25 protein-coding genes are annotated in these 26145 nt (G+C 37.6%); 7 read left to right on the plus strand and 18 right to left on the minus strand.

Features of this window, described 5'->3' with window-relative positions:
- Positions 1-44: 44 nt before the first annotated feature.
- Positions 45-434 (minus strand): hypothetical protein, encoded by a 390-nt coding sequence (locus AC0KUU_RS08835; RefSeq protein WP_165575139.1) that lies wholly within the window; start codon positions 432-434, stop codon positions 45-47.
- 237 nt (positions 435-671) lie between these two features.
- On the opposite strand from AC0KUU_RS08835, the gene AC0KUU_RS08840 reads away from it, so the two are divergent.
- The 3 genes from AC0KUU_RS08840 (at position 672) to AC0KUU_RS08850 (ending at position 2070) form a co-directional block, all read left to right on the plus strand.
- Positions 672-917: a hypothetical protein gene (locus AC0KUU_RS08840; protein WP_043982408.1), complete on the plus strand. Its 246-nt coding sequence runs from the start codon at positions 672-674 to the stop codon at positions 915-917.
- 381 nt (positions 918-1298) lie between these two features.
- Positions 1299-1589, plus strand: coding sequence for a hypothetical protein (locus tag AC0KUU_RS08845; protein WP_043982407.1), 291 nt, complete (start codon positions 1299-1301; stop codon positions 1587-1589).
- Positions 1579-2070 (plus strand): hypothetical protein, encoded by a 492-nt coding sequence (locus AC0KUU_RS08850; RefSeq protein WP_043982406.1) that lies wholly within the window; start codon positions 1579-1581, stop codon positions 2068-2070. Before AC0KUU_RS08845 ends, AC0KUU_RS08850 begins: the two co-directional genes overlap by 11 nt.
- 261 nt (positions 2071-2331) lie before the next feature.
- On the opposite strand, the gene AC0KUU_RS08855 is transcribed toward AC0KUU_RS08850, so the two are convergent.
- From AC0KUU_RS08855 to AC0KUU_RS08865, 3 genes are all read right to left on the minus strand, one after another.
- Positions 2332-2865, minus strand: coding sequence for a hypothetical protein (locus AC0KUU_RS08855; protein ID WP_322552046.1), 534 nt, complete (start codon positions 2863-2865; stop codon positions 2332-2334).
- Between the two features lie 782 nt (positions 2866-3647).
- A complete protein-coding gene (locus AC0KUU_RS08860; RefSeq protein ID WP_237074897.1) occupies positions 3648-4730 on the minus strand; it encodes a phage integrase SAM-like domain-containing protein in 1083 nt (360 codons plus the stop codon).
- 371 nt (positions 4731-5101) lie between these two features.
- On the minus strand, positions 5102-6034 hold the full coding sequence (locus tag AC0KUU_RS08865; RefSeq protein ID WP_043982402.1) for an alpha/beta hydrolase: 933 nt from the start codon (positions 6032-6034) through the stop codon (positions 5102-5104).
- Positions 6035-6234: 200 nt separating this feature from the next.
- Between AC0KUU_RS08865 and AC0KUU_RS08870 the strand changes: the two genes are divergently transcribed.
- Complete coding sequence (locus AC0KUU_RS08870; RefSeq protein ID WP_043982401.1) at positions 6235-6510, plus strand: hypothetical protein; 276 nt, start codon at positions 6235-6237, stop codon at positions 6508-6510.
- A gap of 33 nt (positions 6511-6543) precedes the next feature.
- Here the strand turns inward: AC0KUU_RS08870 and AC0KUU_RS08875 are convergent, their stop codons facing one another.
- From AC0KUU_RS08875 to AC0KUU_RS08885, 3 genes are all read right to left on the minus strand, one after another.
- Positions 6544-7392, minus strand: a complete 849-nt coding sequence (locus AC0KUU_RS08875; RefSeq protein ID WP_043982400.1) for a YihY/virulence factor BrkB family protein — start codon at positions 7390-7392, stop codon at positions 6544-6546.
- Positions 7393-7580: 188 nt separating this feature from the next.
- Entirely contained in the window at positions 7581-7784 is a 204-nt protein-coding gene (locus tag AC0KUU_RS08880) for an alpha/beta-type small acid-soluble spore protein (protein ID WP_013056997.1), read from the minus strand.
- A 127-nt stretch (positions 7785-7911) separates the two neighbouring features.
- Positions 7912-8772, minus strand: coding sequence for a dimethylarginine dimethylaminohydrolase family protein (locus AC0KUU_RS08885; RefSeq protein ID WP_043982399.1), 861 nt, complete (start codon positions 8770-8772; stop codon positions 7912-7914).
- 206 nt (positions 8773-8978) lie between these two features.
- Between AC0KUU_RS08885 and AC0KUU_RS08890 the strand changes: the two genes are divergently transcribed.
- Positions 8979-11150, plus strand: a complete 2172-nt coding sequence (locus AC0KUU_RS08890) for an MMPL family transporter (protein ID WP_162214221.1) — start codon at positions 8979-8981, stop codon at positions 11148-11150.
- A gap of 45 nt (positions 11151-11195) precedes the next feature.
- Here AC0KUU_RS08890 and AC0KUU_RS08895 read toward each other — a convergent pair whose 3' ends face one another.
- The 3 genes from AC0KUU_RS08895 to AC0KUU_RS08905 all read right to left on the minus strand — a co-directional run bounded on the left by AC0KUU_RS08895 (position 11196) and on the right by AC0KUU_RS08905 (position 12695).
- Positions 11196-11495, minus strand: coding sequence for a YxcD family protein (locus AC0KUU_RS08895; protein WP_013056994.1), 300 nt, complete (start codon positions 11493-11495; stop codon positions 11196-11198).
- On the minus strand, positions 11483-11938 hold the full coding sequence (locus tag AC0KUU_RS08900) for a hypothetical protein (protein WP_043982395.1): 456 nt from the start codon (positions 11936-11938) through the stop codon (positions 11483-11485). Before AC0KUU_RS08900 ends, AC0KUU_RS08895 begins: the two co-directional genes overlap by 13 nt.
- A gap of 247 nt (positions 11939-12185) precedes the next feature.
- Positions 12186-12695, minus strand: coding sequence for a DUF3189 family protein (locus AC0KUU_RS08905; protein ID WP_043982658.1), 510 nt, complete (start codon positions 12693-12695; stop codon positions 12186-12188).
- A 448-nt stretch (positions 12696-13143) separates the two neighbouring features.
- Here AC0KUU_RS08905 and AC0KUU_RS08910 point away from each other — a divergent pair, with 448 nt between their 5' ends.
- Positions 13144-13749 (plus strand): RraA family protein, encoded by a 606-nt coding sequence (locus AC0KUU_RS08910; RefSeq protein ID WP_043982393.1) that lies wholly within the window; start codon positions 13144-13146, stop codon positions 13747-13749.
- 22 nt (positions 13750-13771) lie between these two features.
- On the opposite strand, the gene AC0KUU_RS08915 is transcribed toward AC0KUU_RS08910, so the two are convergent.
- The 5 genes from AC0KUU_RS08915 to proC form a co-directional block, all read right to left on the minus strand.
- Positions 13772-14134 (minus strand): VOC family protein, encoded by a 363-nt coding sequence (locus tag AC0KUU_RS08915; RefSeq protein ID WP_043982392.1) that lies wholly within the window; start codon positions 14132-14134, stop codon positions 13772-13774.
- A 37-nt stretch (positions 14135-14171) separates the two neighbouring features.
- Entirely contained in the window at positions 14172-14369 is a 198-nt protein-coding gene (locus AC0KUU_RS08920) for a cold-shock protein (RefSeq protein WP_013056990.1), read from the minus strand.
- A 358-nt stretch (positions 14370-14727) separates the two neighbouring features.
- Positions 14728-15990, minus strand: a complete 1263-nt coding sequence (locus tag AC0KUU_RS08925) for a glutamate-5-semialdehyde dehydrogenase (protein WP_043982391.1) — start codon at positions 15988-15990, stop codon at positions 14728-14730.
- 114 nt (positions 15991-16104) lie between these two features.
- Entirely contained in the window at positions 16105-17211 is a 1107-nt protein-coding gene (gene proB / locus AC0KUU_RS08930) for a glutamate 5-kinase (RefSeq protein ID WP_043982390.1), read from the minus strand.
- An 87-nt stretch (positions 17212-17298) separates the two neighbouring features.
- Complete coding sequence (gene proC / locus AC0KUU_RS08935; RefSeq protein ID WP_322552045.1) at positions 17299-18141, minus strand: pyrroline-5-carboxylate reductase; 843 nt, start codon at positions 18139-18141, stop codon at positions 17299-17301.
- Between the two features lie 451 nt (positions 18142-18592).
- On the opposite strand from proC, the gene AC0KUU_RS08940 reads away from it, so the two are divergent.
- Positions 18593-22153 carry a CheR family methyltransferase gene (locus AC0KUU_RS08940; RefSeq protein ID WP_322552044.1) on the plus strand — a complete coding sequence of 1187 codons (3561 nt, stop codon included), beginning with the start codon at positions 18593-18595 and terminating at the stop codon, positions 22151-22153.
- Here the strand turns inward: AC0KUU_RS08940 and AC0KUU_RS08945 are convergent.
- The 3 genes from AC0KUU_RS08945 to AC0KUU_RS08955 are packed head-to-tail and all read right to left on the minus strand — an operon-like array spanning position 22150 to position 26002.
- Entirely contained in the window at positions 22150-22770 is a 621-nt protein-coding gene (locus AC0KUU_RS08945; protein WP_043982388.1) for a hypothetical protein, read from the minus strand. The two genes, AC0KUU_RS08940 and AC0KUU_RS08945, sit on opposite strands and share 4 nt — an antisense overlap.
- Positions 22767-23474 (minus strand): cobalamin B12-binding domain-containing protein, encoded by a 708-nt coding sequence (locus AC0KUU_RS08950; RefSeq protein WP_340598392.1) that lies wholly within the window; start codon positions 23472-23474, stop codon positions 22767-22769. The genes AC0KUU_RS08945 and AC0KUU_RS08950 overlap by 4 nt, the downstream gene beginning before the upstream one ends.
- A complete protein-coding gene (locus AC0KUU_RS08955) occupies positions 23468-26002 on the minus strand; it encodes an AAA domain-containing protein (RefSeq protein ID WP_043982385.1) in 2535 nt (844 codons plus the stop codon). The genes AC0KUU_RS08950 and AC0KUU_RS08955 overlap by 7 nt, the downstream gene beginning before the upstream one ends.
- Positions 26003-26145 lie beyond the last annotated feature (143 nt).

Genomic DNA, 26145 nt, shown 5'->3' on the forward strand with positions numbered 1-26145 from the left:
AGCCACTTTAAATGAGTGACTTAAACTTATAAAAATATTAACTTTCACCTAAGCTCTACAAGTAAATAACTTAGTGCCCTATCTAATGCTTCAGGTATAGTTTCAACCTCTTCAATCAACTTTGAACCAGTTTTTAGTTGATAAGCTAAACCTGTATCGGAAATTTTAATCCCACCAGCAACTTGATTGTTAGATTTTAAAACTTTACTCAAACTCAATACAGATCCTTGGATTTTAAAAGAAACTAAACAGTCTGGAAATGAAATTTTATTTTCCTCTTTAATAAATTCAACTTCTGGTTTTTGGTTTTCATTTAATTTTACATTTAACATGTCAATAAAAGAATCAATGACACTTTGAACCGATAACAATTCGAAATGTTTTCCTGAAACTTTAGAAACATAAGCATCCATCCAGGTTTTACTTTTCCCCATTAATATTCCCACCTTTTGTGTAGACTATTTTATTCTACAAAAGGCTAGTTATTCTCACTTTTTTAAATATTAATCAATTTTCAAGATTCTTTCCGACATAGGTAAATCCGAATTCAATTTATGAAGTTATAACAATAATAACCTCGCCTATTTCTCTAGCCCGTCTATACATAATTGACAAGCTAAACATATGTTAGTGTATATTCTATTTCTTCATCGATGAAAGGATGAGAACGTATGGTAGCTAAAATCAATTCACTTACGATTGGTAACATTTCTGGAGGAACTTTTATTTTTGGAAATGTAAATCAAGTGTGGCCCGTTACAAGTACAGAATCCAATTCACAAACAGGTTTGAGATCAAATGCAAGTCCTAATTCAAGTTCAGTAATAGGCTCTCAAAACACTTCTTCTCAACAGTCGCCTAGTTCAACACCTACTCAGACGCCTACTTTAGGAAGTGGAAATACAAATACACTTTGAAAAGCATCTCTACGTATAAGGATGCTTTTTATTACAACATTTAATTTACATATAATTCACATACACTTTTGATAGAATGTAAACTAATAATTGATATATTCAAAAGTAACTTGATAAGCTTCATTCTTGGTTAAACCTTGTAAACTCATTAAATACTCAACCAACATTACTCTTTAATTACTAGCTAAAGGTTCATCATCTCCTTCACTAATACGTAATATTTCTTCATCACTGAGTTCTCCATCTAATATTTTCTGATAAAATTCATCGATTATTATACAACCAACCTTTCTAGACATTATTAAAAGTAGATACTATATTCTAATTTCACAATGAACTTAATATCATTTATTGTATTTAAGACAACGGGAGATGATACTTATGAGCAGATTTGATATTGAAACCTTAAAAAAGATTCGTGATGATTTACAAGAAATTCACTCTACTGCTATTTCTAATTATCATGACTATCCAGAACTTATGGATACAATTGATCATTTAGCAAAAGTTGCTAACATGTTCGCAAATGATAAAATTGAGAACCTTGTGAATAATAACTTGCGTGCTGACCCACAAGGTTACATTGTGTCAAAATTATCGTCTGCTTCTTCACGTATGAAAAATTATCAAAAAGGCATCGGCAAGCGTGAAGTAGGTTCTTATGAAAATTGAATACACAGGCTGGAGATTTTATGATGACTATACAGAAATTTATGGTAGAAACTACTTAATTCATCATGCTGGCTCAATGTTGGTGCCAGTTTCAAGAATAAAAGGCTTGACTCATGATAATGTTTTGTCTGTAGAAAAGTTAAATCGTCTTCTTAAATCGATTGAGAATCACGGATATGTAACAACTAGTTCCTCTCATATGGATATTAATCTAACATTATTTCCAAACGGTGATTTCTGCGTTAGCAATGGAGGTAATCATAGACCATATTTAGCAAAGAAGCTAGGTATAACTATTATTAGAGCCGTTGTGGATGTGTGCATTCCACTTAATCTTTTGACAGATGAACAAATTCAATATTTTGAGTCTATAGGTTCTTACGATTTACCTAATAGCCCAGAATTAAAAGATGTAGCATATGCCCTAGAACTAATGCCTAGCCAACAACTTGCTAAACAAACTATAATTCATATTCAATAAGCACCTAATAGGTGCTTATTTTTTATTAGCTAAAATAATAAATATACTGACGAATATATCAGAATCCTTTAATTTATATCGTTCAGAAAGTCATAAGTTTTAGACAGAGATAAACCGTTTTAAAATGTATACTTATATGGGCTATTTTAAGTAGTTAGTGCTCATAAAAGCAACAATATTATCCCCATGATACAAGCGAGTTCTTTGATACAATAAGGAAGTTCGCTTATATTTTTAGTTATTGTGGAACAACTATAGCTTTTAGCCCATACCAGGGAATCCGCCCATACCAGGGAATCCGCCCATACCAGGTGATCCGCCCATACCAGGGAATCCACCCATACCAGGTGATCCGCCCATACCAGGGAATCCGCCCATACCAGGGAATCCACCCATACCAGGTGATCCGCCCATACCAGGGAATCCACCCATACCAGGGAATCCGCCCATACCAGGTGATCCGCTTATACCAGGGAATCCGCCCATACCAGGGAATCCGCCCATACCAGGGAATCCGCCCATACCAGGGAATCCGCCCATACCAGGGAATCCGCCCATACCAGGTGATCCACCCATACCAGGTGATCCGCCCATGCCAGGTGATCCGCCCATGCCAGGTGATCCATCCATACCAGGGAATCCACCCATACCAGGTGATCCGCCCATACCAGGTGATCCGCCCATACCAGGTGATCCGCCCATACCAGGTGATCCGCCCATACCAGGTGATCCGCCCATACCAGGGAATCCACCCATACCTCCATGTCTATCAAAACTTTGTCTTGTGCTATCCATATTATCTCTCCTTCAAATAGGTTACAGTCTAGACTATGTAGAAACAGTAAGAAGGCATAGACATATACCTATTCCCCCCAAAAAATAATGAAATTCCCAAAAATTTATTACTTATATTTATCAGATAACGTATTGGATTAAAGAGTAACAATATCATAATTGCTAAATATTTATATACCCCACACTTTTAACGCCTTCATCACATCATCATTTTCACCTGGTGGTCAATTGTTTCGGTAATATTGAGCAGCAAGTGACACAACACTTACTGTTCTTTTTTATTTAAGTTATTTAAATAAATAATTTGTCGTCATTTCATCACAATAAATAAGTTCAACCTAAATTAACCTTGAAAGACTAACTTAAGTTGAACTTATTAAGATATAAAAGTACCTTCGAAAGGATGCTCTTTTTTTCGAAAAATAATTTCGTAAGAGTACAAATCGCTATATCTTCGTTCTAAATCACCGAATTGAATAGTACTATTTAGTTCTTTACCTTTTTGGATTAATTCAAGCTTCTTCTTTCCTGCCTACCTCTATTTTTGATAGCAGAGCATCTATTTTAATATTAACTTGACTATTAATAAATAATTGTAATTATTTATTAATTCTTTTCCCTTCAGTTTTTTCTTTTTCGTAGACTGTGTCCCTAAGGTCATCAAACTTCTCTACTAAATCTGCTCTTCCTAATTTTATTAAAGAATTATACCACTCTTCAATAGAAATTAATTTTATGTCTTCATTTCCATGGTTGAATTTATGACCTCTTAAATATAATAGCTAAAGTTCTCTACATTCTTTTCTAGCTGTATACTTTTTTACTGTATCGTCTGTGAAATAAGCAAATGAGGATAATTTAGCATCAATCCAGATATCTTCATTTATAATAAAGTCGGGTCTAACATTGTCTATCCATTTATTACAAGAAACCTCATTGAATAAAAGCTCAATAGCTTCTTTTGCTAATTCTTCAAACTGCAGCCCATAAGACCACAATTCCTTGCCTAAATGCTTCATATTAGCAAATTTATCCTCCATATTATATTTCACAAAAAATTCTTTAAGCCCACCATGTGTTTTAATAATCCAATCTCTCATTCCAGTTAATTTATAAGTAACAAAGTCGGCCGAAATAAGCACTTGTCCCTTTTCTTTTAGCATTTCATTTATTTTTTCTAAAACAAGTTCATCTGAATATATAGTGTTATTAATCTCAACGTAATCTTGCAAATCAAAGGTATTTAAAAACTCTTCAAAACTTCCATGTTGGTTATAAATATATGCATAAGCCCCCTCATATTTGTCCTTTATTATTTCTGGGTTAAATACACCACCATTTAATATGAATTGTTCTTTAATCAATCGATAGCATAGAGCATCATTCCAGTTATATTGAGCGTAATAACTCTTATTAAAGGCATTAAAAATTCGCTTTATTTCATCTACCGTCAATGTTTCAACCTTATGTTTTTGGAACTTTACATTTCTAATTTCATTAAGGACATTCTCTGATAAAATTCCCTCACGTTTTAAGATATTAAAAGCAGCACGTGTCTTTTGAAGGTAGTTATTAACGCTAGATGCCTTTACTCCTTTTCGAGCAACCTGCTTAAAGCGGCTACTTGTATCAGACTTTTCATGAAGCAACCAATTAATAAAATCTCTCGCATCATCCAAGGTAATATCAGAAACCTGTTTGCTGCTTTCGAAGAATGTAATTAAATCGTTAAAAACGAAATTGTATTGATTTAAAGTACATTGAGCCATACCTTCTAAAGTTTTAATCTTAATAATTTTCTCTTTAGCTTCTTCAAGATTTATTTGAGCTACTTTTGCTCCCTTTCTTATTCGCTTTGCACACAAAAAAGGCAACCCCCTTTGAATATGGAAGTTGCCTTAACAGTTCAGGTAGTTTTTTATTATAGACAACTTTTAGCCTCCATGACTATTTACCTACCCTCTAAAAACCTTATTATATCAACGTTTAGTAAGGATTTCGCAGATCTTGAATCAGCTGACCTACTTGTTTTTATCATTCGAAAAATCACCTTACTTAATGTCAATAAATGTTTTTATCCTACTTTTCTACTATACTCCAAACAAAATGACTTTAAAAGAGATAATGGGCTATTTTTTGAAACTCTTGTCAATCTTTTCTCCCTATCAATAAAGAAAAACAGCACATCAATGTGCTGTTTTTCTCAAGTTTGTATGATTTATGACACTATATATCCTTAAATAGAATCAAATACTTGACGCAGTTGAGCTGCGCTTTTATTGATCGCCTGCTGAGCGAGTGGGACAAATTCATGAAACCCTAAAAATCCGTGAATCATCGTTTCATAATTTTCATAGGTGACGGGAACACCGTGATTTTTTAATGCGTCCGCGTAGTCTTTTCCGCTATCTCTTAGAGGATCATACTGTGCTGTAATAATGGTAGCGCTCGGTAGACTCGATAAATCTTCTAGTAATACCGGAGCGTTATAGGGATGCTGTTCTTCTTCTTTATTGTTTAAGTAGTGAAGACGAAACCAATCCATAAGATCTTTTGAAAGAAAATATCCTTCCCCATTTTCTTTCATAGAGGCAGGGTGCTGATTTTTAAATCCTACAGATGGATAAATAAGCAGCTGATGAACAATAGACGGACCCTGCCTTTCTTTTGCTAAAATGCTCACAACCGCAGCAAGGTTGCCACCGGCACTGTCGCCCCCGACGGCAATTTTGTTTGAATCGATATTTAATTGAGACGCATGAGCTGAAATCCAATCCAAGGCGTCATAGGCATCGTTTACTGCAGCGGGAAATTTATCTTCAGGAGCAAGACGGTAATCAACAGACACTACAATACAGTTTGTTTCATTTGCATACGACCTGCATATGGAGTCATGAGTATCCAGGCTGCCTAATACCCAGCCTCCTCCATGATAATAAACAAGAGCGGGAAATGGCCCTGTTCCTTCAGGTTCATACACTCGTATAGTGAGCGTATGTTCATTTAATTCAATTTCTTTATTATATACTTTTTTAACCGCTTCTTTGGAAGGAGTTAAAGACATCTTTTCCATTTCTCTCAGCTGCGGGGGTGTAACGTCCTCTAAAGCAGGACGGGGCATCTCATTATATTGATTTAGAAATATTTGAATATGCGGATCTAACGGCATTCTTCTTCTCTCTCCTTTCAGGGTAACCCTATATGTAATGATGAATGAAATTTCAGAAAAAATCCAATATATTGTCTTCTCGGCAGACTTTTGTTTGTTTTGATTAAAAATGGGTATAACAATTAAATAAAGAGGATGATATTCGTATATATTTTATTCTCACCTATATAAATATAAATACGTACAAAGGAGGCACACCGATGATTATTGTTTATATAAGCTTAGCTGTTGTTTTGGCATCACTTGCGTATCTTATTTACGCAGGCGTATCATTTAATAAAAAAATCAAGCCAACTGTGAACTCTGTAAATGCCACTTCTCAACATCTTCAAAACGAAACTGATTATATCAAAGAAAAAACAAATCATTTAAAAGTAACACAAGCAGCGATTAAAACCGATGTACAGTACAAAAAAGATTCGGTCAAATATACAGCCAACTCATTTAAACAGCTTGTTAATAGCTTTAAACGTTAAAAAAGGAAACCTCTATAAAGGTTTCCTTTTTTATTACATCGCCTGAGACGTATCTTTAGGAGGCGCAGCCGTTTTGTTTCGGTGATAAATAGCGTTAATCTCTCCTCCAATAACGAGAATTAAACCCGTTAAAAATAGCCAAAGCATCAGAACAATCACGCCTCCTAAGCTTCCATAAGTAGCAGAATAATTGCCAAAGTTGCTTACGTAAAATGAGAACCCTAAAGATGTCAGCTGCCATAACAGCGTAGCAGCGAGCGCTCCGGGCCATACATGGGCAAAAGGAAACGTTTTGTTTGGAGCTAATCTGTATAATACGGATAAAACAAGTACCATAATGCCGACACCAATAATCCAGCGCAAAATATTTAAAACCACTGTTGTACCTGAAGGAAGAGAAAACCATTCGCTTATCCAATTTAACAAAACCCCTCCGAACACTGGTAAAAGAAGCGATACAACAATTGTTACAATTAATCCAATTGTTAAAAGAATGGACAAGCCTCTTACTTTAATAAACGAGCGTTGTTCTTTCACGTCGTAGGCTTGGTTCATTGCACGAATAAAGGCGTTCATACCGTTTGAAGCAGACCAAATGGTTCCTAAAATCCCTACAGTCAGTAGCCCGCCGTTTGGTTGGCTTACAAATTGAGCTACGTTATCTTTAAAGATTGCAGCCGTTTCTCCCGGCATAACGCTTTGAAGGACATCGATTGCCTCTTCCGGTTTAATAGATAGATACGGAACAATCGATATCAGTAAAATAAGCATAGGGAATAATGATAGCATATAATAATAGGCTTGCTCAGCCGCTAGTCCCGTTGCTTGGTCTTCTTGAATTTCTTTACCAAGACTTTTTCCAAATGATAATAGCTTTTTCATGATAAACCTCTACTTTCTCTTTTTTTGTTCTTTTCCCATTTTATGCACTTTTCAACCTTGAAAGTGGAGAATTTCAAGCAAAATCTCAAATCAAACGATCAAGAGAAAGTAGAATGATGTTTCCTACACAAAAAAGTCCCAGCTCAAAAGAGCCAGAACTTTTCATCAGAGTGTTTATGTAGAGAAGACTAGCGAATGTGTCCTTGTGCACCACTTAATTGCTGTTGCGCCATTGCAACAAGATGCTTCGTCATTTCTCCACCAACAGAACCATTTGCACGAGCTGTTTGCTCAGCGCCAAGCTGAACGTTAAGTCTTCCCGCGATTTCCGTTTTTAGCTGATCAAGAAGCTGTTCAGCACCTTGAACTAAAATAGGATTACGATTTGCCATGTTTATCACTCCTTTCCTTCAACAGCTTATATAGGTTAATGTTCCTTTCACTTGAAATTTTATACAACATCCCTCAAAAAAAAGATCCCTGGCTATCGCCGAGATCTTTTTTTCTTTTTAAGCTTTTTTACACTCGTTCAAGAGGCATTGTGCAGCAGCGGAAAGAACCGCCCGACTTAATAATTTCAGATATATCAACTTCAATTACTTTATAGCCCCGTTTCCTTAACTCTTCATTCACTTCTGTATTCATTGGCAAGCTGATCACCCGCTGATTACCGATTGATAATACATTGGTTCCCATCGTAAACTGCTCTTCTTTTGTTACTTCAATTAAGTCATATTTCATGCGAAGTAAATTTAATTCTTTCTCATGTAAAGCGGGTGAAAATACGAGCGCTTCTGTAGGTGATAAAATATTTAACACACAATCAAGGTGAAGATAAGACCGATCAATAGGAATCGGAACAACCTCATAGGCTGGAAGCAGCTCTTGGATATGCTCCACACCTTCTTTACTTGTACGGTCGCTGAGCGCAATAAAAATAGCTTGTCCATCAATCAGCACATCTCCTCCTTCAATAGGATGGTCTAGTACCTGATGGAAAGGAATATCTTGCTGCTGCAGCAAATCAGCTAGCACTTGTTCTTCTCCACTTCGAATCTCGCTGCCCATTTTCGTGACAATAACGGTGTCTCCGAGCGTATAGCCAATATCCCGCGTAAATACTTGTTCTGGAAATGGCTCTTGTGCAGATAGCCCGATGACTTCCACTCCTTCTTTTTGAAGGCATTCAACAAATTGACGGTGTTGCTTTGAAGCCAAGCTCTCATCAATATTTTCATCCGCATAGTGCTTTTGTGTTTCATTAATAATTTCTTCAATTTTCATATATGTAGGTGGGCAAACGACCACACGTTTTAATGTATCATACTCATTTTTACACCCATAACTATTCGTCATTTTAGCTGGCTGTTTCATTTGCATCTTTTTAATCCCCCTTCGTGCATTTATGTACAGTGTTCCCTAAATTACCCGAAACATAAACACGATTTTGCTGAGGAAGCACCCCTGCGCATCTATCTAAAAAGCTTTTTCAGGCAAGAAAAACAAAAAAACACAATACTTCTTCTAATTACAATAACTGTTAGTATAAAATAGTCTAGTAACTGTACAAAAAATTGGAGGTTAATATGAATAAAGTAGCGAACGCATTATATGCGAGCAGGAAAATTTTATTAGTACTATGGATAATCCTAATTATCGGATTTGGCTTTTATGCGGCTAAGCTTCCTTCTGTGCTGGGAGGAAACGGATTTGAAATGAAAGGAATGTATAAAGATACCGAGCAGCTTTTAGTTGATAAATTTGACGTTAGCGAAGCTCAGATCATCGTTTTGTTTGAAAAAAAAGACGGAGTTTCTGACTCGAAATTCCAGCAAACGATCGCTCAGTATATGCAAAAAGCAAAGGAAAAATCAGACGCGTCGAAAGTCGACATACCAACGGCTTCTAACAAGATGATAAAAGGAAGCACAGCGTATGGAATTATCCACTTTAATCACGATGATGGCACGATGGATAAACGAGTGGAAAAGATCAGAACTCTTTCAGCTGAAGAAAAAGAAATGAGTGTAAAATTAACCGGTGGTCCTATTATTGAAAAAGATATGAATACAGCAAGCCAAGCTGATTTAGCAAAAGCGGAAGCCATTGGTATTCCTGTTGCTTTAGTTGTGCTTCTTCTAGCTTTTGGCGGCGTGGTAGCCGCTGCAATCCCTCTTATGATAGGAATTGTAACCGTCGTTACCACCATGGGCGTTGTCTATTTCTTTCATCCGTACACAGAGCTGTCCATCTTTATTTTAAATGTGATTCCAATGATTGGATTAGCTCTTAGTATTGACTTTGCCCTTTTATTTATTAATCGCTTTAAAGAAGAAATTCAAACAAAATCGGTAGAACAAGCAATCAAAATTACCATTCAAACAGCGGGACGCTCGGTCATCTTCTCGGGATTATGCGTATTTATTGGATTAGCGGGAATGCTGTTTATTCAAGTGGATATTTTTCAAAACGTCGCTCTTGGAGGAATGGCTGTTGTTTTTATTGCTGTGTTTTCAGCTCTTACGCTTCTTCCTTCCATACTGGCTATATTAGGTACACGCATTAATCGTTTACGCATCTTAAAAGTCAGCGAACAAGGCGGTCAGTCTAGGTGGCGTTCATTCGCTACATTTGTCATGAAAAAGCCTGTAACTATGACGATTGTTTCTCTTATCATTTTGTTAGTAGCACTTATTCCCGTTCGAGACATGCATCTAGAAATACCGTCTTCAGAAGCGCTCCCAACAAAATACGAGTCTCGTCAAGCTTTTGACACGTATAACGATACGTTTATAAATAAAAACACGGCAGACGTTTATTTTGTGCTAGAAGCTAAGCAAGATATGCTAAATGAAAAGCCTTTAACAAATGCCTTTACTTTTATAAAACAATTAAAAGAAGATTCGTTAGTTAAGCAAGTCGATTCTATTTCTACCGCTTTAAACGTAAAATCAAGTGACCAGCTTCAAGCTATGCTGGAAAACCCGCAGATAAGTGCACAGACAAAGCCAGCTGTAGATTCGTTCATTAACGGACATTATATGCTCATAAAAGCTACGCTAGATACAGACCAAAATTCAGATCAAGCAAAAGATTTTGTTCGAAAATGGAAAGACAAACGGTCACCTTTCACCGTTCATATTAGCGGCTATCCAAAATTCGAACAGGAAATATTCGATGAAATTTATGAGAAAGCTCCATATGGTTTGGCTCTTGTTTTATTTTCAACGTATGTCATTTTAATGATTGCTTTTCGTTCTGTCCTCATTCCTTTAAAGGCTATCATTATGAATATTTTAAGCTTAACAGCTACGTTTGGTTTACTTGTATGGCTGTTTCAAAATGGACATTTAGGTCTTACCGAATCTAATATTGCTTTAGTGCTGCCGGTCTTTGTTTTCGGCCTTGTATTTGGGCTTAGCATGGACTATGAAGTCTTTTTAATTTCGCGCATTCACGAAGTGTATCATCAAACCCGCGATAATAATGTGGCAACGGTAGAAGGCCTAGCTTCCACTAGTAAAATCATTACGAGCGCTGCTTTAATTATGATTGTAATTACAGGGGCCTTTGCTTTTACAGACGTAACGCCTGTTAAACAAATGGGTGTAGGAATTGCTTTAGCTATATTTATCGACGCAACGATTGTCAGAATGCTTCTTGTCCCTTCTCTTATGAAATTGCTTGGAGATGCCAACTGGTGGTTTTTCACTAAAAAACGCGATAAGTCCAGTTCCAACGAACAGTTAAAATCATAATAAAAAAACCCGCTCACTTGAGCGGGTTTTGCATTGAAGGCTTCTTTATCGACTTAATTTTGCAAAAGCGATAATGCCTTCTTCATCGTCTAATTCCAGTTCTAGTCCTGCTGCGTATGGGTCTACGTTCATTTCCGTATCCAGCCAAAAGCGCAGGGCTTCAATAATGTTCAAAGTAATATGAACCTGCTTACGATCATGCACGTATGACTCTGCTGAAAAACCGTAGTCATCATCATACATTAGCTCAATCTCTACTTCTTGAGGCTGAACTTGTTTCTTTTCTGCGATATACAAACACATCGCATTGATAATATCTTGTTCAGAAATTTTTATTGTCTCCAAGATTTCACTTCCTCATTTTTACGCTTGTTGCTACGTACGCTTTGGAATAACTTTACTACAAGAAGAATTAAAGCTACAATCACGAGCATGTTTACCATAAAGCCTAAAATTGGTCCTAATGGTCCTAAGCTTGATAGTAAGCTTCCGAATAATAAGCCCGCAATTCCTCCCATTAAAAGACCTTTCATTAAGCCGCCGCGCTTTGAGCTAGCCGCTGTACTTTTAGATGATGAGTTTTTAGACGTATTGTTTTGCTTAACTGAATTATTGTTATTGTTTTTAAATAAGCTTGATTGGTTATTGCTTCCGCTGTCAAAAGAGCGCTTTCCTGACTTATACCCTTTTGCGCTTGCTACGTTTGAACCGTCATGAATAAGTGATCCACCGACTGGTGAAAACACAACCGCTAATGCGATAAATGCGGCCAATAATTTTTTTACCATTGTTTTCCCTCCACTAAATGACTAACGTCACATATGTTTTTTCATATATGATTTCCATATATGTTCCTACGTTTCATCATACCAAAAGGTTTCACTTTTTTATATAAAAATGCATCAAGCTCCATCAAATGTTCACAGGATTAAACATTTGCACGTATTTCGTGCTTATATAACATCAGTTAAGTATAAATCAAAGGCATTCATAAAACTAACAAAGGTCCTTCATCTTTATTATATATAGCTTATTTTACACTTCGCCGAAAACATTATCTAAAATTTCTATTTTTGAGGTAGTGACTTTTGCAGAATTCTTTGTTTGCTCCACTAATTTAATAATGTCTTTATGGGCCTGCTTAGCACCTATTATTAATAAAGGAACACCTATTACATTAATCTTTAACCTTCTTGAAAACAAACCTCCTAGTGTCATAGATAAGGGTACGGTGGGAGATGTATTGGAAAAAAGTATTTTCGTTTGTAATTCTCCTTTTTTATTTAGCAAATTGGCTAACTCATACATAGCAGGAACTACTACTTTTGAAGACCCTCTCCCTAATGTATATACTTCATTTTTTTCTTCATCATATCCATGAAAAATTAACTTCCCCATATCCTTAGAAGTCAATTTATTAAAAACATCAATATTTAATATTTCTTTATCAGTTGGTTCTCTATTAGCAGGGAGCTTTTTCAGATGGTAAGCAGCTGCCAATGCTGATGAATGTGTGCCTCCGTAGCAGTTATAAATATAAATCATCTTGTCATCTCCTAAATAACTAACTCTCCTTTCATTATGATCAAAATTTCTCTGCTCCATTCTTAGATTTCCCAGAAGAAATTCTGTTCTTTCCCTATTAAAACCCGTACAAAAAACATCCTGGAATACAATTGTTACACTCCATTCTTTACGTCCCACAGCTACTTCCCTCTTGATTGAAGTTTAAAAAGATTCAAGAAATTCTTGGTAATAGAGACATTCAAACAGTAACAATAAAGGATCTATATACTTATATGACGAATAACATACAGGAAAAAGATTTAGTGAATGGATGAAATTTGTCTCTGAAAGCTTCTAACATTGCACGTTTGTAGTTAATTCGTCTTCAATACTTCATATTATATACTTGCCCTTTCATAAATAAGAGCTTTCTCTTATATGAATATGAATATGTATAGATAGACTAAAGTTAAAAAGGAGAGATACGATGTTGAATGAACAGTTCCCATTATCAACAGCAAATTTATCAGATGCAATGGAAGGTGCAAATCACTTAGACTTTTCTATTAAGCCGTTGCAGCGTCATTACAAACTATTTGGACCGGCTCTTACTGTAGATACGCCTGCTGGTAATAATTACTCAGTGCTTGAAGCGATTCGATTAGCGGAGCCCGGAAGCGTGCTCGTCATTGATGGAAAAAGCTACTGTAACCGTGCCTTAGCAGGAGATTTCGTAGTAGCCATGGCGAAGCTTGTTGGAATAAGCGGTATTGTGCTAGATGGTGTTATACGAGATCAAGAAGATATTGAAAAACTCAATTTCCCCGTATTTTGTAAGGGCTCTACGATCGCAGCAAGCAGCAAAAAAGATAAAGGAATAGTAAATGAAACCATTTCCTGCGGGGGCGTAAAAATTCATCCTGGCGATTTTATTGCAGGTGACGACGGTGGAGTCATTGTCATTCCCAAAGAGGAAGCCGAAGAAGTATTAGCAAAAGCGCGGGAAAAGTGGCAAAAAGATAAAGACAGAGAAAATGAAGTATTAGTTAGCAAAGAAACGGTATATACGTATTTAGATAACGCCCTAAAATAAAAGACCTCCGCTTGGAGGTCTTTTATTTGTCATATTGTAAAAATTCTAATCGATTTCCGAACGGGTCGTGAACAAAAAAACGCTCTCTCCCTGCAATAGGCTCTTCTTCAGAAAGAACGCAGCCTCCGTGTACCAACTTACGTCTAAGCGTCTTGATATCTTCCACGACAAAAGCTGGATGCGCTTTTTTAGCAGGTATGTAGTCTTCTTGAATACTGATATGCAGTTCTTGAGTTCCACATTGAAACCATATGCCGCCTCTGTGCCTTAAATTTTCCGGTTTAAGAACAGTTTTCATTCCTAAAAGATTTTCATAAAAATTTCTTGCTTCTTGCTCGCATCCTTCTGGACCAAGAAGCTGAACATGATCAATTCCTAGAAACATCCACAAACCCCTTTCAAAAACGTCTTCCTAAAAGTTATTAATCAATGACTCTAGGATTATGAATAACCTGCAGTTCTTTTACAGCTTGCTTCATTTCGCTTTTGCAAATTGGACAAGTTGGCTGATCTCCGCTTTTAAAGTTATCTCGAACCCAGCAATTACACGTATCTGATGTACATTCCCAAACTTTTGTTTCTTCAATAACAGCCGGCTCTAAATTTTTACGATTATACATACACATCGTCTCCTTTAAACAGTACTTTTTAAGTGGATAATAAATGAAGATTAACTTAGCGTGTAAATGTGGTAAATGGTGCAAGATAAAGTGATACTATACATCCGTAAATCAATCTTTGAGGAATACATACGGCGTCTTGAAAGACTAAATTAAAAATGAAGTTATAACAAAGCAGATAGCAGTTGCTTTTCTTAAAACAACGGGATAGTCTGAAAAGAACAAAAATGAAGATCACAAAAATTATATATTTTACTATTATAACAGAGTTTATAATTTTTTACAAATCAGCTTCCATTTACTTGTTTTGCTTTTCATAAAAAAAAGCGAGCACATGATTAGGCTCGCTTTTCATTTCTTATCGAGTTTGTCCGTTTCCACTCATAATATATTTAATTGTCGTAAGCGCAGGAAGTCCCATTGGACCGCGTGCATGAAGCTTTTGAGTTGAGATTCCAATTTCAGCTCCAAATCCTAAAGCTCCTCCGTCAGTAAAACGCGTAGATGCATTATGATACAGTGCGGCTGCATCCACTAAAGACATGAAGCGTGAAACGGCTTGTTCATCTTCTGAAATGATCGCTTCAGAGTGTTTTGTTCCATATGTTTCGATGTGATCAATCGCTTCATCCACACTCTCTACTACTTTCATCGCGATCGCTAAGCGCAAATACTCTTCAGCCCAGTCTTTTTCAGCCGCTGGTTTTGCTCCAGGAATTTCACCTACTGTCGCTTTGTCACCATATACTTCAATATTATGATCGTTGAATGCTTGAATCAATTCATCTTTATGAGAATCGAGCCAGTTCTTGTGTACAAGAACCGTTTCTGCTGCGTTACACACCGCTGGTCGATCTGTTTTTGCATTAATCAAAATTGGAATGGCCTTCTTAACGTCAGCTTGTTCATCGATGTAAATATGACAGTTTCCAACTCCCGTTTCTAACACGGGAACCGTTGCGTTATTGACGACCGCTTGAATCAATGAGGCCCCTCCGCGTGGAATTAGCACGTCAATATGTTCTTTCATTGTAAATAATTCTTGCGTAGCCGCACGATCTGTACTTGAAATAAACTGTACCGCTTCTTTAGGGATTGGCGTTTCATCAAGAGCTTTATGAATAATGTCCACGATAGCTTGGTTAGATGAAATAGCTGAAGAACCGCCTTTTAACACAATGGCATTTCCAGATTTCAACGCTAGCCCTGTTGCATCTACCGTTACGTTTGGACGTGCTTCATAAATCATTCCGATAACGCCAAGAGGCACGCGTACTTGCTTTACATCTAGACCGTTATCCAATGTCCAGCTTGATAAAATATCTCCTGTTGGATCATCTAACTCAGCAACTTCACGAAGGCCGTTGGCAAATTCTTTTACACGTTCCGCTGAAAGAGCAAGGCGGTCCATCAGTGCTTCATCAAAACCTTTTTCTTTCCCGTTTTTTAAGTCTACTTCATTTGCTTTTAAAATATACTCCGTGTTGCTTTCAAGTGTAGAAGCAATCGTTAACAGTGCATCATTTTTTTGTTCTGTTGTCAGTAAACTTAATTGCTTAGCTGCTTTTTTTGCTGAAATAGCTTGTTCTTCTACTGAATACTTTTCATTTGTTTGTAACACCAAATCACTCCTGGATTCGTTTTAGTTTTGTTTGATTTTAAAGTGTGAGGCATAAGAGGTAAATGCAATCATGCAAAGAAAAGGAAGGGCTCCTTTTCTTTACAGCATGTTTGCTTACAAACCGACTGGTACTGGAATTTCTAAGTGACACACCAGACCTTCGCTGTCTACAATCGGTTGATCAATTGGCTCATTCATTGCAAGTTCATCAGATGAATAATTTGTCACACCAAGAGCCAGCTCATTTTCGTCTTTATCTAGAATACGTACAACTGCTCGTTCACTAAAGTGGCCTTTAATATATTTAACGTGCTCGCGAAGTAAAGGCTCTTTATCTTCAATAATTGCACGTTTCGCGGCATCTTCGACTACTATTTCCCCTTCAGGACCAGAGTTAAACGCAATCCACTGCTTTTTCCGATTAAGGTTCGCAGAATCATCTTCAGATTCAAAATACGTTCCTGTTGCATCTCCGTCAACCGCTTGTGTTAAGATGTTTGGCACGCCGGCTCTTCCTAAAAATGCTGGAATTCCTGACGCCATAGCGATTTTGAACGCGTCAATTTTCGAGCGCATACCGCCTGTTCCAACTGAACTTCCTGAATCTCCTGCAGATTCTTCGATTTCTTGCGTGATTTCCCCTACGTGAGGAACTAATTTTGCATTTGGATCCTGGCGAGGGTCCGCGCTGTATAAGCCATCGATATCCGATAAAATAATAAGCAGGTCGGAATCCACTAGTCCAGCAACTTTAGCTGAAAGTGTATCATTATCGCCAAATTTTAATCGATTGATGGTTACCGTATCGTTTTCATTGACAATTGGCACAATGCCGCGTTCTAACAGAACGTTAATTGTATTTCGTGCATTGTTGTAACGATTTTCGTCTGAAAAATCGTCTCTCGTAATTAAGATTTGAGAAGCAACGTATCCATGGGATAGAAACAGTTCTGAGTAGGCCTCCATTAACAGTCCTTGACCGATTGAGGCAGCTGCTTGTTTTTCAGGTAAAGAGCTAGGTCGCTCTAAGCAGCCAAGCTTGCGGTACCCTGCAGCTACAGCTCCTGATGAAACTAATAGCACTTCATGACCGCTATCTTTTAAGTCTACGACTTGGTCCACAAGGCGCTCGAGCTTCCGTCTGCTGATTTCACCGTGTGAACTTGTTAATGAACTACTTCCAATTTTAATTACAACCCGCTTCTTATTGTCGGGACTCATCAAATCACTCCTAGTGTGTTCTGTATGTTTTCTTGTTTATGATTATTTTTTTGTGGTGAGGAATTCACGAAGAAGATAAGTGACGAATTAATTAGTACTTGCCACTTTTTGTAGTTGAGCACTCATTTCTTTTGAACGCTTTGATGCTCCTTTGACTGCTTGCATCATTGCTTCTCCGCCGCCGTGTTTAGCTAAGGCGTCTAAACCAGCTGCTGTTGTACCGTTTGGAGACGTCACATTTTCACGAAGCTCCGTCGGCGTTTCATCTCTTTCCATCATCATTCTTGCTGCACCGTAAATGGTTTGGGCGCCAATTTCACGTGCTAGCTCAGGATCGAGACCTTCTTCTTTAGCTGCTTTTTCGATATGCTCCATAAGGAAATAAAAATAAGCGGGTCCACTTCCGGCAATTCCTGTGAAAATGTCCATTTGCGGTTCATCAATCACGTATACTTTTCCGATTGCAGAAAGCAGCTCTTTTGCTGTTAGCACAGCATCCATTGCAGCATATTGACCTGGAGATATAGCCGTTGCTGATTGTTGAATCATACTTGATGTATTCGGCATCACTCGGATGACCTGCTGTTCATCATGCAGTAACTCTTCCATGTATGAAGACGAAATCCCTGCAAGAACAGATAGGACAAGCTGGTCTTTGTTGATCTGAGGCTTTAATTCGTTTAATGCCTCTTCAGCGCCTTTTGGCTTCATCGCTAGAATAAAAACGTCGATGTCATCTGTTTTCAGCTCGCTGCGCTTTACTGCTGTGATACCATATCTATTTTCAAGTTCGTGCAGTCGCGCATCAGTGCTTCGATTTGTTACGATAATATTTTCAGCAGGTAATTTCTTTGCATTGACCATACCAGAAATCATCGCTTCGGCCATTGATCCAGCACCTAAAAAAGCAACTTTTTGTTTTTGATCCATCAAATCTCCCCTGTCATTTGTTCGTATTTTTGTTCTCGTTTCTTTCAACGGTTCCTATAGTAACATGCTGAAAAAGAGTGTCAAGTTGAATTCAACCGTTTTTTTCCTCCTTGAGCGTATAACCTTATGCATATGTAAGCGCAAACAAAACTTTTTTAAATATTTTTTTCTGCAAAAAAAACCGATTTTTTTTATAAAAATACGTTTATATAAAGAAAATCGGGGCATATTATATAGTTTGGACTTTAAAATTTTTTTGCAAAAAATAGAGGAATTTTGAAAACGTTATTTGAACAATATAATAGGTTTGCTAAAATGAACCTATGTACCAGCATCTTGGTTTTTTTTAAAAAATTTACTTTTGATATAAACCACGATGTGCTGTCGACATTAAAATAAACAAAACGACATACAATCTAGGAAGTGTCTAAACATTATTGGAGGTTCTATTATGAGGAACAACTCGTTTTCTACAGTTCCATCGTCTTCAGAAGGAATAGAGAAACAGGATTTACACGTTGTGGGAATTGGCGCTTCTGCCGGAGGATTAGAAGCTATTGAGCAGTTTTTCGCTAATATGCCTTCACCAAATGGAATGGCGTTTATTATTGTGCAGCACCTTTCCTCTAAATATAAAAGTTTTATGCCAGAACTTTTAGCAAAAAAAACAGGAATGAATATCAAACTGACACAAGACGGGATGACTTTACAAGAAGACACAATTTATTTAAATCCTCCCCATCATTATGTGACCGTTGTGGATCATACTCTTCGCCTTCGTCCCTATGAAGAAAATGATCAGGTAAAGTATCCGATTGACGCCTTTTTTCATTCTCTGGCCACTTCAAAAAAACACCGGTGCACAGCCATTATTTTATCGGGAAAAGGAAATGATGGAACAGGAGGAGCAAAAACGATACGAGAGTATGGCGGAACTGTACTTGTACAAGATGAAAGCACAGCAAAGTACAGGGATATGCCCCTAAGCGCTATTGATGCACACCTTGCTGATTATATTCTTTCTCCTGCTGATATGCCTGACCTTGTGCAAACGCATGTCAGCCAAACTGAATTTACATATAATGAAGAAACGCTGCAATACATTTATTCATTAATAAAGAAGAAAACAGGCATCGACTTCTCTATGTACAAAAAAAACACGGTGCTGCGACGACTTGAAAAGAGAATGGCTTTACTCGATCCGCCCTCTCAAACGATGGAAGAATACCGGGACTATTTATGTAAAGAAGCCGAAGAAATCGTCGAACTGCAGCGAGACTTGCTGATTGGAGTGACACAATTTCTTAGAGATAAAGAAGCATTCTCTATTATTGAAGAACAAGTCATTCCACAATTAGTTGAAAGAAAGATTCATAATCAAGAAGATGAAATCCGCATCTGGGTAGCAGGTTGTTCTACTGGTCAAGAAGCATATACATTAGCTATTTTGCTTCATGACCATTTATCCACAATCAACCGTTATTTCGATGTCCGAATCTTTGCTACGGACATCGATCGTCATGCAATCAAAAGAGCTAGTCAAGGTATTTATGAAGAAGCGGAAGTTCATTCCTTCTCAGCAGCTCAGATTAATGAATATTTTGAGCAAACAAAACACGGGAGTTATCAAGTTAAAAAAACAATTCGCAAAATGATTGTTTTTGCCCCCCATAATATAGGAAAAGACTCGCCTTTTGTAAACGTTGATTTAATTAGCTGTCGAAATATGATGATTTACTTCCAAGCTGAACTGCAGCAGCGCATTCTGTCTCTTTTTCATTTCTCTTTGACAGAAGAAGGCGTACTTTTTTTAGGCCCTAGTGAAACAACGGGAAATTTGTCTGATTTGTTCCGCCCTATCAACAGTAAGTGGAAAATATTTAAGCGTTCCGGCCAGCCCAGCCGACAAATTACGGGAGCTTTTAACCTTTCAAAGTCCAACTCGCATGAAGGTGATTTTTCTAGCGTGCCGCTGCCAAGTCAGCTTTATAAGCCTCTTCCTTCGCTTAAATTAGATGAGATGTATCAGTCAATGATTGATCACTTTATGAGCCCTTGTCTTGTATTAAATGAATACAACGAAGTGATATTTTGTTCAAAAGAAGCGACTCAGCTTATTAACGTGCCTGTAGGGAAAATTAATTATACAATTTTCAAAATGGTTCCAGTTCACGTCTCTTTAGCCATTGGAGCAGCTATTAAACGCGTAAAAGAGCAAGGTATGAGCGTATGCTGTCAGCACATTGAGTTTGTCATAAACAACGTGCAGCGCCGTTTTAATATTACGATATCTGCCCTTCCAACAAATCACTCTCTTTACTTACTTATGTTTGATGAACAGACAGATGGTGCCATTATTGATAAGGAAGAGCCCATGTTTCTTAATCAAACCAGCTCGATTAGTGAGCTTGTAGTAGATTTAGAGCAAGAGCTTCATTACACGCAGCAGCATTTGCAAACGACGATTGAAGAACTAGAAACAGCAAATGAGGAGCTAAAGTCCACGAACGAAGAACTGATTGCTTCCAACGAAGAGCTGCAGTCCACAAATGAAGAACTGCAGTCTGTTAATGAAGAATTAATTAGTGTTAACAATCAGTACGAGCGAAAGATTGAAGAATTAACGGACTTAAATAACGATATTGATAATTTATTAATCAGTACAACTATTGCTACTATCTTTTTAGACGAGCAGCTGAATATTAAATTATTTACGCCGGAAACGAAAACAGTCATCAACGTTCTTCATCAAGATATTGGAAGACCTTTCTTTCATATTTCGCATAACTTTAGATATGACCATCTAATCGAGGACGCCATGCACGTTTTAAGAACAAATAACACCCTTCAAAAAGAAATTCAAAGCTACGATAACCAGTGGTACAGCATGAAAATGATGCCTTATCGTACAAATGAGAATTTAATTAACGGTGTAGTTATTACGTTTATCAATATTACAGAAATTAAACGGTCAAATGAAGAATTGGCTATTACATCGTTTGCAGTTGCTCACAGTCCTACGGGCATTTTTATTACCGATCATCAAGGTAAAATTAAGTACATTAATCAAAAGTTCATGGAACAAAAGCATGCGCCGCAGGAAGTATTTGGGCTACACCTCTATGACTTATATACAAAAAAGCTGGGGGTTAAAAGATTCCCTAAGATTTGGAACGAAGTATACAGAGGAGAAAAATGGAACGGAGAAATTTCCTACGTTCAAGAAGACGGAGAAACCGTTTGGGAACAGTTAGCCTTAATGCCTGTTAAAAATGATCAGGATGAAATCATCCATTACATTGGGTTAAGCGAAGACATTTCACAGCGCAAACAGTCGGAAATGATGCTCAAAAATTCAGAGATGCTGTCAGCACTTGGACAGCTGGCTGCTGGCATTGCCCATGAAATACGAAACCCTCTTACATCATTAAAGGGCTTTTTACAGCTTATGATGCAAGAAGAAACGTATAAAAAAGAATATATGGATGTCATGATGTCCGAGTTTAACCGCTTAGAACTGATCATTAGCGAACTGCTCATTCTAGCCAAACCCGAAGTCGTAAAATATGAAAATAAACAGATAAATTTAATTCTTCAAGACGTATGTACGCTGCTGCATACACAGGCCATTCTTAAAAACATTACTATTTCAACAGATTTTGAAGAAAAATTACCTGTTGTTCATTGTATTGAAAAAGATATGAAACAAGTATTTATCAACATGGTGAAAAATTCTATTGAAGCGATGGATGACCCCGGGTCTATTCTGGTGGTATCTAAATTTGATCCAGATACAAATCAAGTAGTCGTCCAAGTGATAGATGAAGGAAAAGGCATGCCGAAAGATCGATTAACACGAATTGGCGAGCCTTTCTATACAACAAAAGAAAAAGGAACAGGATTAGGATTGATGGTGAGTCACAAAATCATTAGTAATCATAAAGGAAGCATTTCGTATGATAGTGAAGAAGGAAAAGGAACAACCGTAGAAATCCGATTGCCGCTTTCTTAATGCACTTTGTTCTTCTGCCTTAAACATTCAAGCTCCTGATTAATTACATCTTGAATGTCAAACAAATGTGTAGAGACCAATTCAATATATTCTCCTTTTCCTGCTTCAATTACGTCGGAGCGGATAATACTTAGGAGGTCTTGAATGGTTAGCACATTTGTTTTCATTTCTCGAAAATGACGCTGAAGATCAACTAGATGCATTTTTTTCGCCGTTTCTACATCTGTTTCCCTGACTGAAATACCCTGGTTCACTTGTGGTGAGTCTTGCATAAGCATAGAGCGAAACTGCTGAAGAGTTGATTGGACACTCGTCATATGCTCGTGAATAGGATAGCAGAAAACAGCGTGCAGCGAATGATAGGCTTCAGGCTTAAAATGAAAATCAAAAAGAGCAACCGGGTTGGAAAACGTGCGCATATTTACTTCGATTTGCACTTCTTCCTTCCCCTGGAGTGCTCTTTTTACTTTTTCTTGGCTGTCTTCATCAACTAGATCTAAAAAGTTCTGAACAGGCGGGAAATTTTTCGTGACGCTTGGTGTAAATTCAATTATTTCGTTGTCTTTATTGAGTAAAAACATTGGAACGGGAATGTGTTGAATCGGCAAACTGATCATATTTCTTCCCCCATTGCTAACATTTTATCTTGCGTCGAACTTTCTTTATTGTTGATTAGAAGCCAGTCTTTAAAAGCTTGGATATGATTAATGAATATGGTTTTTGAAGATCCTGAAGCCGATAAATCATGCGTGTTGAGAAGCCAGCTGCCCACTAATACAAGAGGACTTTGCGGCATGTTTTCAATCTCAGCAATGTATTTTTGTAAATCAGGCAGCAAATGCACTTGTGAGACAGACAAGCACACTACATCAGGGTCCCATCTTTCAATGCTTTTTAGAGCAAACGGCAGCGGCAAGCTTGCTCCTAAGTTTTTAACTTCCCATCCCTGTTCTCTCATAAGTCCTGCAATCATTTTAATGCCTAAGTAATGCTCTTCTCCTTCAATGCAAAAAAGAAGTGCTCGATGGCGCTGAAGCAATTGATGCTGTGATAGCTGAAAGCGAGTTAACACATAGTCACAGGTTGCAGTAGCCAAATGCTCGTCCGCGACTGAAATTTTATTTTCTTGCCACCTTTTCCCTATCTCATACATCGCTTCTGTCAGAAACGTGTATACGTCAGTTGAAGAATGACCTTCTTCTATATATATAGCAATGAGCAGCCAGCTTTTTTGAACGTCTCCTTCTAGCAAACAATCAGCTAAAGCCGCTAAATTACGAGAGTAAACGATAAGATCACGCCCTTTTCTTAAAGTTACAATAAATCTCTAGGCAAAACTTCCTTTTTGCACGATGGACAACATGCGTAGACACCTTTATTTTCATCATAATCTACGTTCATCGGCTGCTTGCATACTTTACATACAGCATGTACGTAGTTTAAATATTTTTCCACTAATAAACGTGTTGCCCCACTTGTTTTCCCGCAATAATAGCAAATAAACCTTACTTTTCCTTTTTTTGTTATCTCTACTTCTCGCATATGCTGACAAGATTCACAGCGATCCCAGCTGCGAAGATAATTGCTCAAAGAATATTGTGGTTTATTTGTTTCTATATACATTTTCGTTTCTTGATTTCTTGTTTTATCTTCGGTAAAGTCAATTGAGCGAATAAGCTGTTTAGCGCCTAGCTTTGATTCAATTCTAGCTGCCATAAACGCTTCATTCTTTCCGCCATAAGGCATATTAATCCATATAGTGGATTCATCGATGATAAGCAGTGACATCGGAATAGCAGATGAAATGATATGAGCATCGTCAATTCGAACTTCTGTTGGTTCACGAGTAAGAACGGTCACTTCACCTTTAAAAGAATTTAACACATCCCGTATTTCTTGAGGAACAAGGGAAGCATAAGGAATACACAATAAAATCTGCTGCCGAGCTTGATATAAGTCTTTTTTTAACTGATTGCTGTTCGATGGATGGTACCAAATCAATTTAGGATGCTGAATGACTTCTTTTAAAAATTGCTGAGGTTGGTATACTTTTTGATTTTCTTTAAAGTGGTTGACCAACTTCCATAACGCTCGCTCCTTTGGTACACGCTGCTGGGCAAACGACTCGTCTGAAAGCATAATAAATTTTCCTTTTGAACGCGTCACCGCCACATTTACCAATCGGTCGCTATTTTCATTTGTTAAAAGTAAACCCGGTTTTGACTGCGGCTTTGTATCGACCGTGTCAAAAATCATGATATCTCGTTCCGCGCCTTGAAATTTGTGTACGGTTGCTGCAATTATATCGCTAGCTGGTTCAATATCTTGAAGAAATGCATTAATCAATTTAGCTTGAGACTTATAAGGAGTCACATAGCCAAGAGTAGCCGAAGAAGCTTTGCGTGCCCGCAGCATCAAACTTACTGCCAAAACAGCCGTTATCACATTGTAGCGTGAGCCGGAAGCGGCATCTCGCATAGCGGAAGAATGCAAATGACCAATGTTAAGCATAAGCGCTGCTTCATGAGCAAACGGTCGGCTGCTTGCTACTACTTCTCGACTTGTTGTGACAGATGGATGATCTGCTACTCGGTTGCTGTAAATATAGCGATTTGTAAAAGCTGAAATATCTTTATGCATTCTTCTTTGCTTCGTCAACATAAAAAGATGCGGGTGTATCTCACCGCTTTCTACTTGCTCTACAAGACCCGTCTGCTCAAATAAATCTCGCTGCAGCCACTTCTTCACTTCAGCATGAGAAGATTGAGATACCGGGGGAAGCTGTTTAAAATCACCGCATACGACAATTCGTTTTCCTAACGTAGCTGCAAAAGCAATTTGCGGTGCATATGCCATGCTAATTTCGTCTACCACAACCATATCAAATTCACTTTGATAAAGTAATCGGTCAATAGCCGCCTTTGATAAAGTAGTGCCTACAATATACGCTTGGTCAAACACATTTTTCTCCGCTTCAATCCACTTGTTCCGAAGGGCGTTTAGCTTTTTGTTAACTTGCTGAAGCTGGTGAGCTCTATTGGGATACCTGCTTAAGTAAACTCGTTCTTCTTGTAAATCACGCATCTCCTGAGCTAAATCCGGGTCATCTTCTCCAATGACTTCTTCTACTTTTATATTTTCTAAGCCGCTGCTTTTTGTTGCTCCGTATCGAATGAGTTTTCCTTTTTTCCAAGCTTCTTTCTTTTTTAACTGACGTGCAGTTTCTTGCAGCAAACCGTCCACCGCTGCATTACTGTGAGATAATAAAAGGATCCGCTTTGATTTCCGGTAATAGCTTGCCGCGATTTTGGACAGCGTATATGTTTTTCCTGTTCCAGGAGGCCCCCAAATATAAGTAGTACGGTTATAACGCGCTCGCAGCAACACTTCATGAAGAGCGTTCTTAGACGTATGCTCCTTATGACGAACAGGACTATCGCCTCTCATAAGACGTTTGATTCTCACTATTTTTTGCTTGTAATCTTTTGCTTCCGTGAGTCTATCAATGAGCGCCTGCAATAACTCCCATGGTTCGTTATATATATCGAGTTCGTCTACTTCTTGTCCAATAAACGCATCTATTTTAAGGTACAGATCAAACCCTTCTGTTCCGATCACTTCTCCTTTACTTTCTTTATGCTGGTGGACAAGGCGTACTTGAGCTCCATCAAAAAGGTATAAATCGACTGTGCGTTCAAACCGGTAAAGATACGCATCCTCCTGCTGCCCTAAGTACTCTCCTTTTCCTACCGTATACTTTTCTCCGCCGTGTTTCTTCATATAATTAATCTCAATTGAAAGTGCGCGCACCCATGCTTTTAAATATGAAGAGATAGAGCGTTTTTCCATAGATGTCTAACTCCCTTTTTATCCGTTCATTTCTAACTTGTCTATTCTATCATGTCATTTGAATATAGCATAGCTTCTTTCTTTTTCCTTTTTATAAAAGCAGAACACCTTTTTTACTATTCTATCTCTACAGACAAATTAAG

The sequence above is a fragment of the Priestia sp. ST2 genome (assembly GCF_055810735.1).

Excerpts from the sequence above, each read along its gene's own strand:
- AC0KUU_RS08835 (WP_165575139.1), bottom strand. The coding sequence starts at position 434 with ATGGGGAAAAGTAAAACCTGGATGGATGCTTATGTTTCTAAAGTTTCA.
- AC0KUU_RS08840 (WP_043982408.1), top strand. The coding sequence starts at position 672 with ATGGTAGCTAAAATCAATTCACTTACGATTGGTAACATTTCTGGAGGA.
- AC0KUU_RS08845 (WP_043982407.1), top strand. The coding sequence starts at position 1,299 with ATGAGCAGATTTGATATTGAAACCTTAAAAAAGATTCGTGATGATTTA.
- AC0KUU_RS08850 (WP_043982406.1), top strand. The coding sequence starts at position 1,579 with ATGAAAATTGAATACACAGGCTGGAGATTTTATGATGACTATACAGAA.
- AC0KUU_RS08855 (WP_322552046.1), bottom strand. The coding sequence starts at position 2,865 with ATGGATAGCACAAGACAAAGTTTTGATAGACATGGAGGTATGGGTGGA.
- AC0KUU_RS08865 (WP_043982402.1), bottom strand. The coding sequence starts at position 6,034 with ATGCCGTTAGATCCGCATATTCAAATATTTCTAAATCAATATAATGAG.
- AC0KUU_RS08870 (WP_043982401.1), top strand. The coding sequence starts at position 6,235 with ATGATTATTGTTTATATAAGCTTAGCTGTTGTTTTGGCATCACTTGCG.
- AC0KUU_RS08875 (WP_043982400.1), bottom strand. The coding sequence starts at position 7,392 with ATGAAAAAGCTATTATCATTTGGAAAAAGTCTTGGTAAAGAAATTCAA.
- AC0KUU_RS08880 (WP_013056997.1), bottom strand. The coding sequence starts at position 7,784 with ATGGCAAATCGTAATCCTATTTTAGTTCAAGGTGCTGAACAGCTTCTT.
- AC0KUU_RS08885 (WP_043982399.1), bottom strand. The coding sequence starts at position 8,772 with ATGCAAATGAAACAGCCAGCTAAAATGACGAATAGTTATGGGTGTAAA.
- AC0KUU_RS08890 (WP_162214221.1), top strand. The coding sequence starts at position 8,979 with ATGAATAAAGTAGCGAACGCATTATATGCGAGCAGGAAAATTTTATTA.
- AC0KUU_RS08900 (WP_043982395.1), bottom strand. The coding sequence starts at position 11,938 with ATGGTAAAAAAATTATTGGCCGCATTTATCGCATTAGCGGTTGTGTTT.
- AC0KUU_RS08905 (WP_043982658.1), bottom strand. The coding sequence starts at position 12,695 with ATGATTTATATTTATAACTGCTACGGAGGCACACATTCATCAGCATTG.
- AC0KUU_RS08910 (WP_043982393.1), top strand. The coding sequence starts at position 13,144 with ATGTTGAATGAACAGTTCCCATTATCAACAGCAAATTTATCAGATGCA.
- AC0KUU_RS08915 (WP_043982392.1), bottom strand. The coding sequence starts at position 14,134 with ATGTTTCTAGGAATTGATCATGTTCAGCTTCTTGGTCCAGAAGGATGC.
- AC0KUU_RS08920 (WP_013056990.1), bottom strand. The coding sequence starts at position 14,369 with ATGTATAATCGTAAAAATTTAGAGCCGGCTGTTATTGAAGAAACAAAA.
- proB (WP_043982390.1), bottom strand. The coding sequence starts at position 17,211 with ATGAGTCCCGACAATAAGAAGCGGGTTGTAATTAAAATTGGAAGTAGT.
- proC (WP_322552045.1), bottom strand. The coding sequence starts at position 18,141 with ATGGATCAAAAACAAAAAGTTGCTTTTTTAGGTGCTGGATCAATGGCC.
- AC0KUU_RS08940 (WP_322552044.1), top strand. The coding sequence starts at position 18,593 with ATGAGGAACAACTCGTTTTCTACAGTTCCATCGTCTTCAGAAGGAATA.
- AC0KUU_RS08945 (WP_043982388.1), bottom strand. The coding sequence starts at position 22,770 with ATGATCAGTTTGCCGATTCAACACATTCCCGTTCCAATGTTTTTACTC.
- AC0KUU_RS08955 (WP_043982385.1), bottom strand. The coding sequence starts at position 26,002 with ATGGAAAAACGCTCTATCTCTTCATATTTAAAAGCATGGGTGCGCGCA.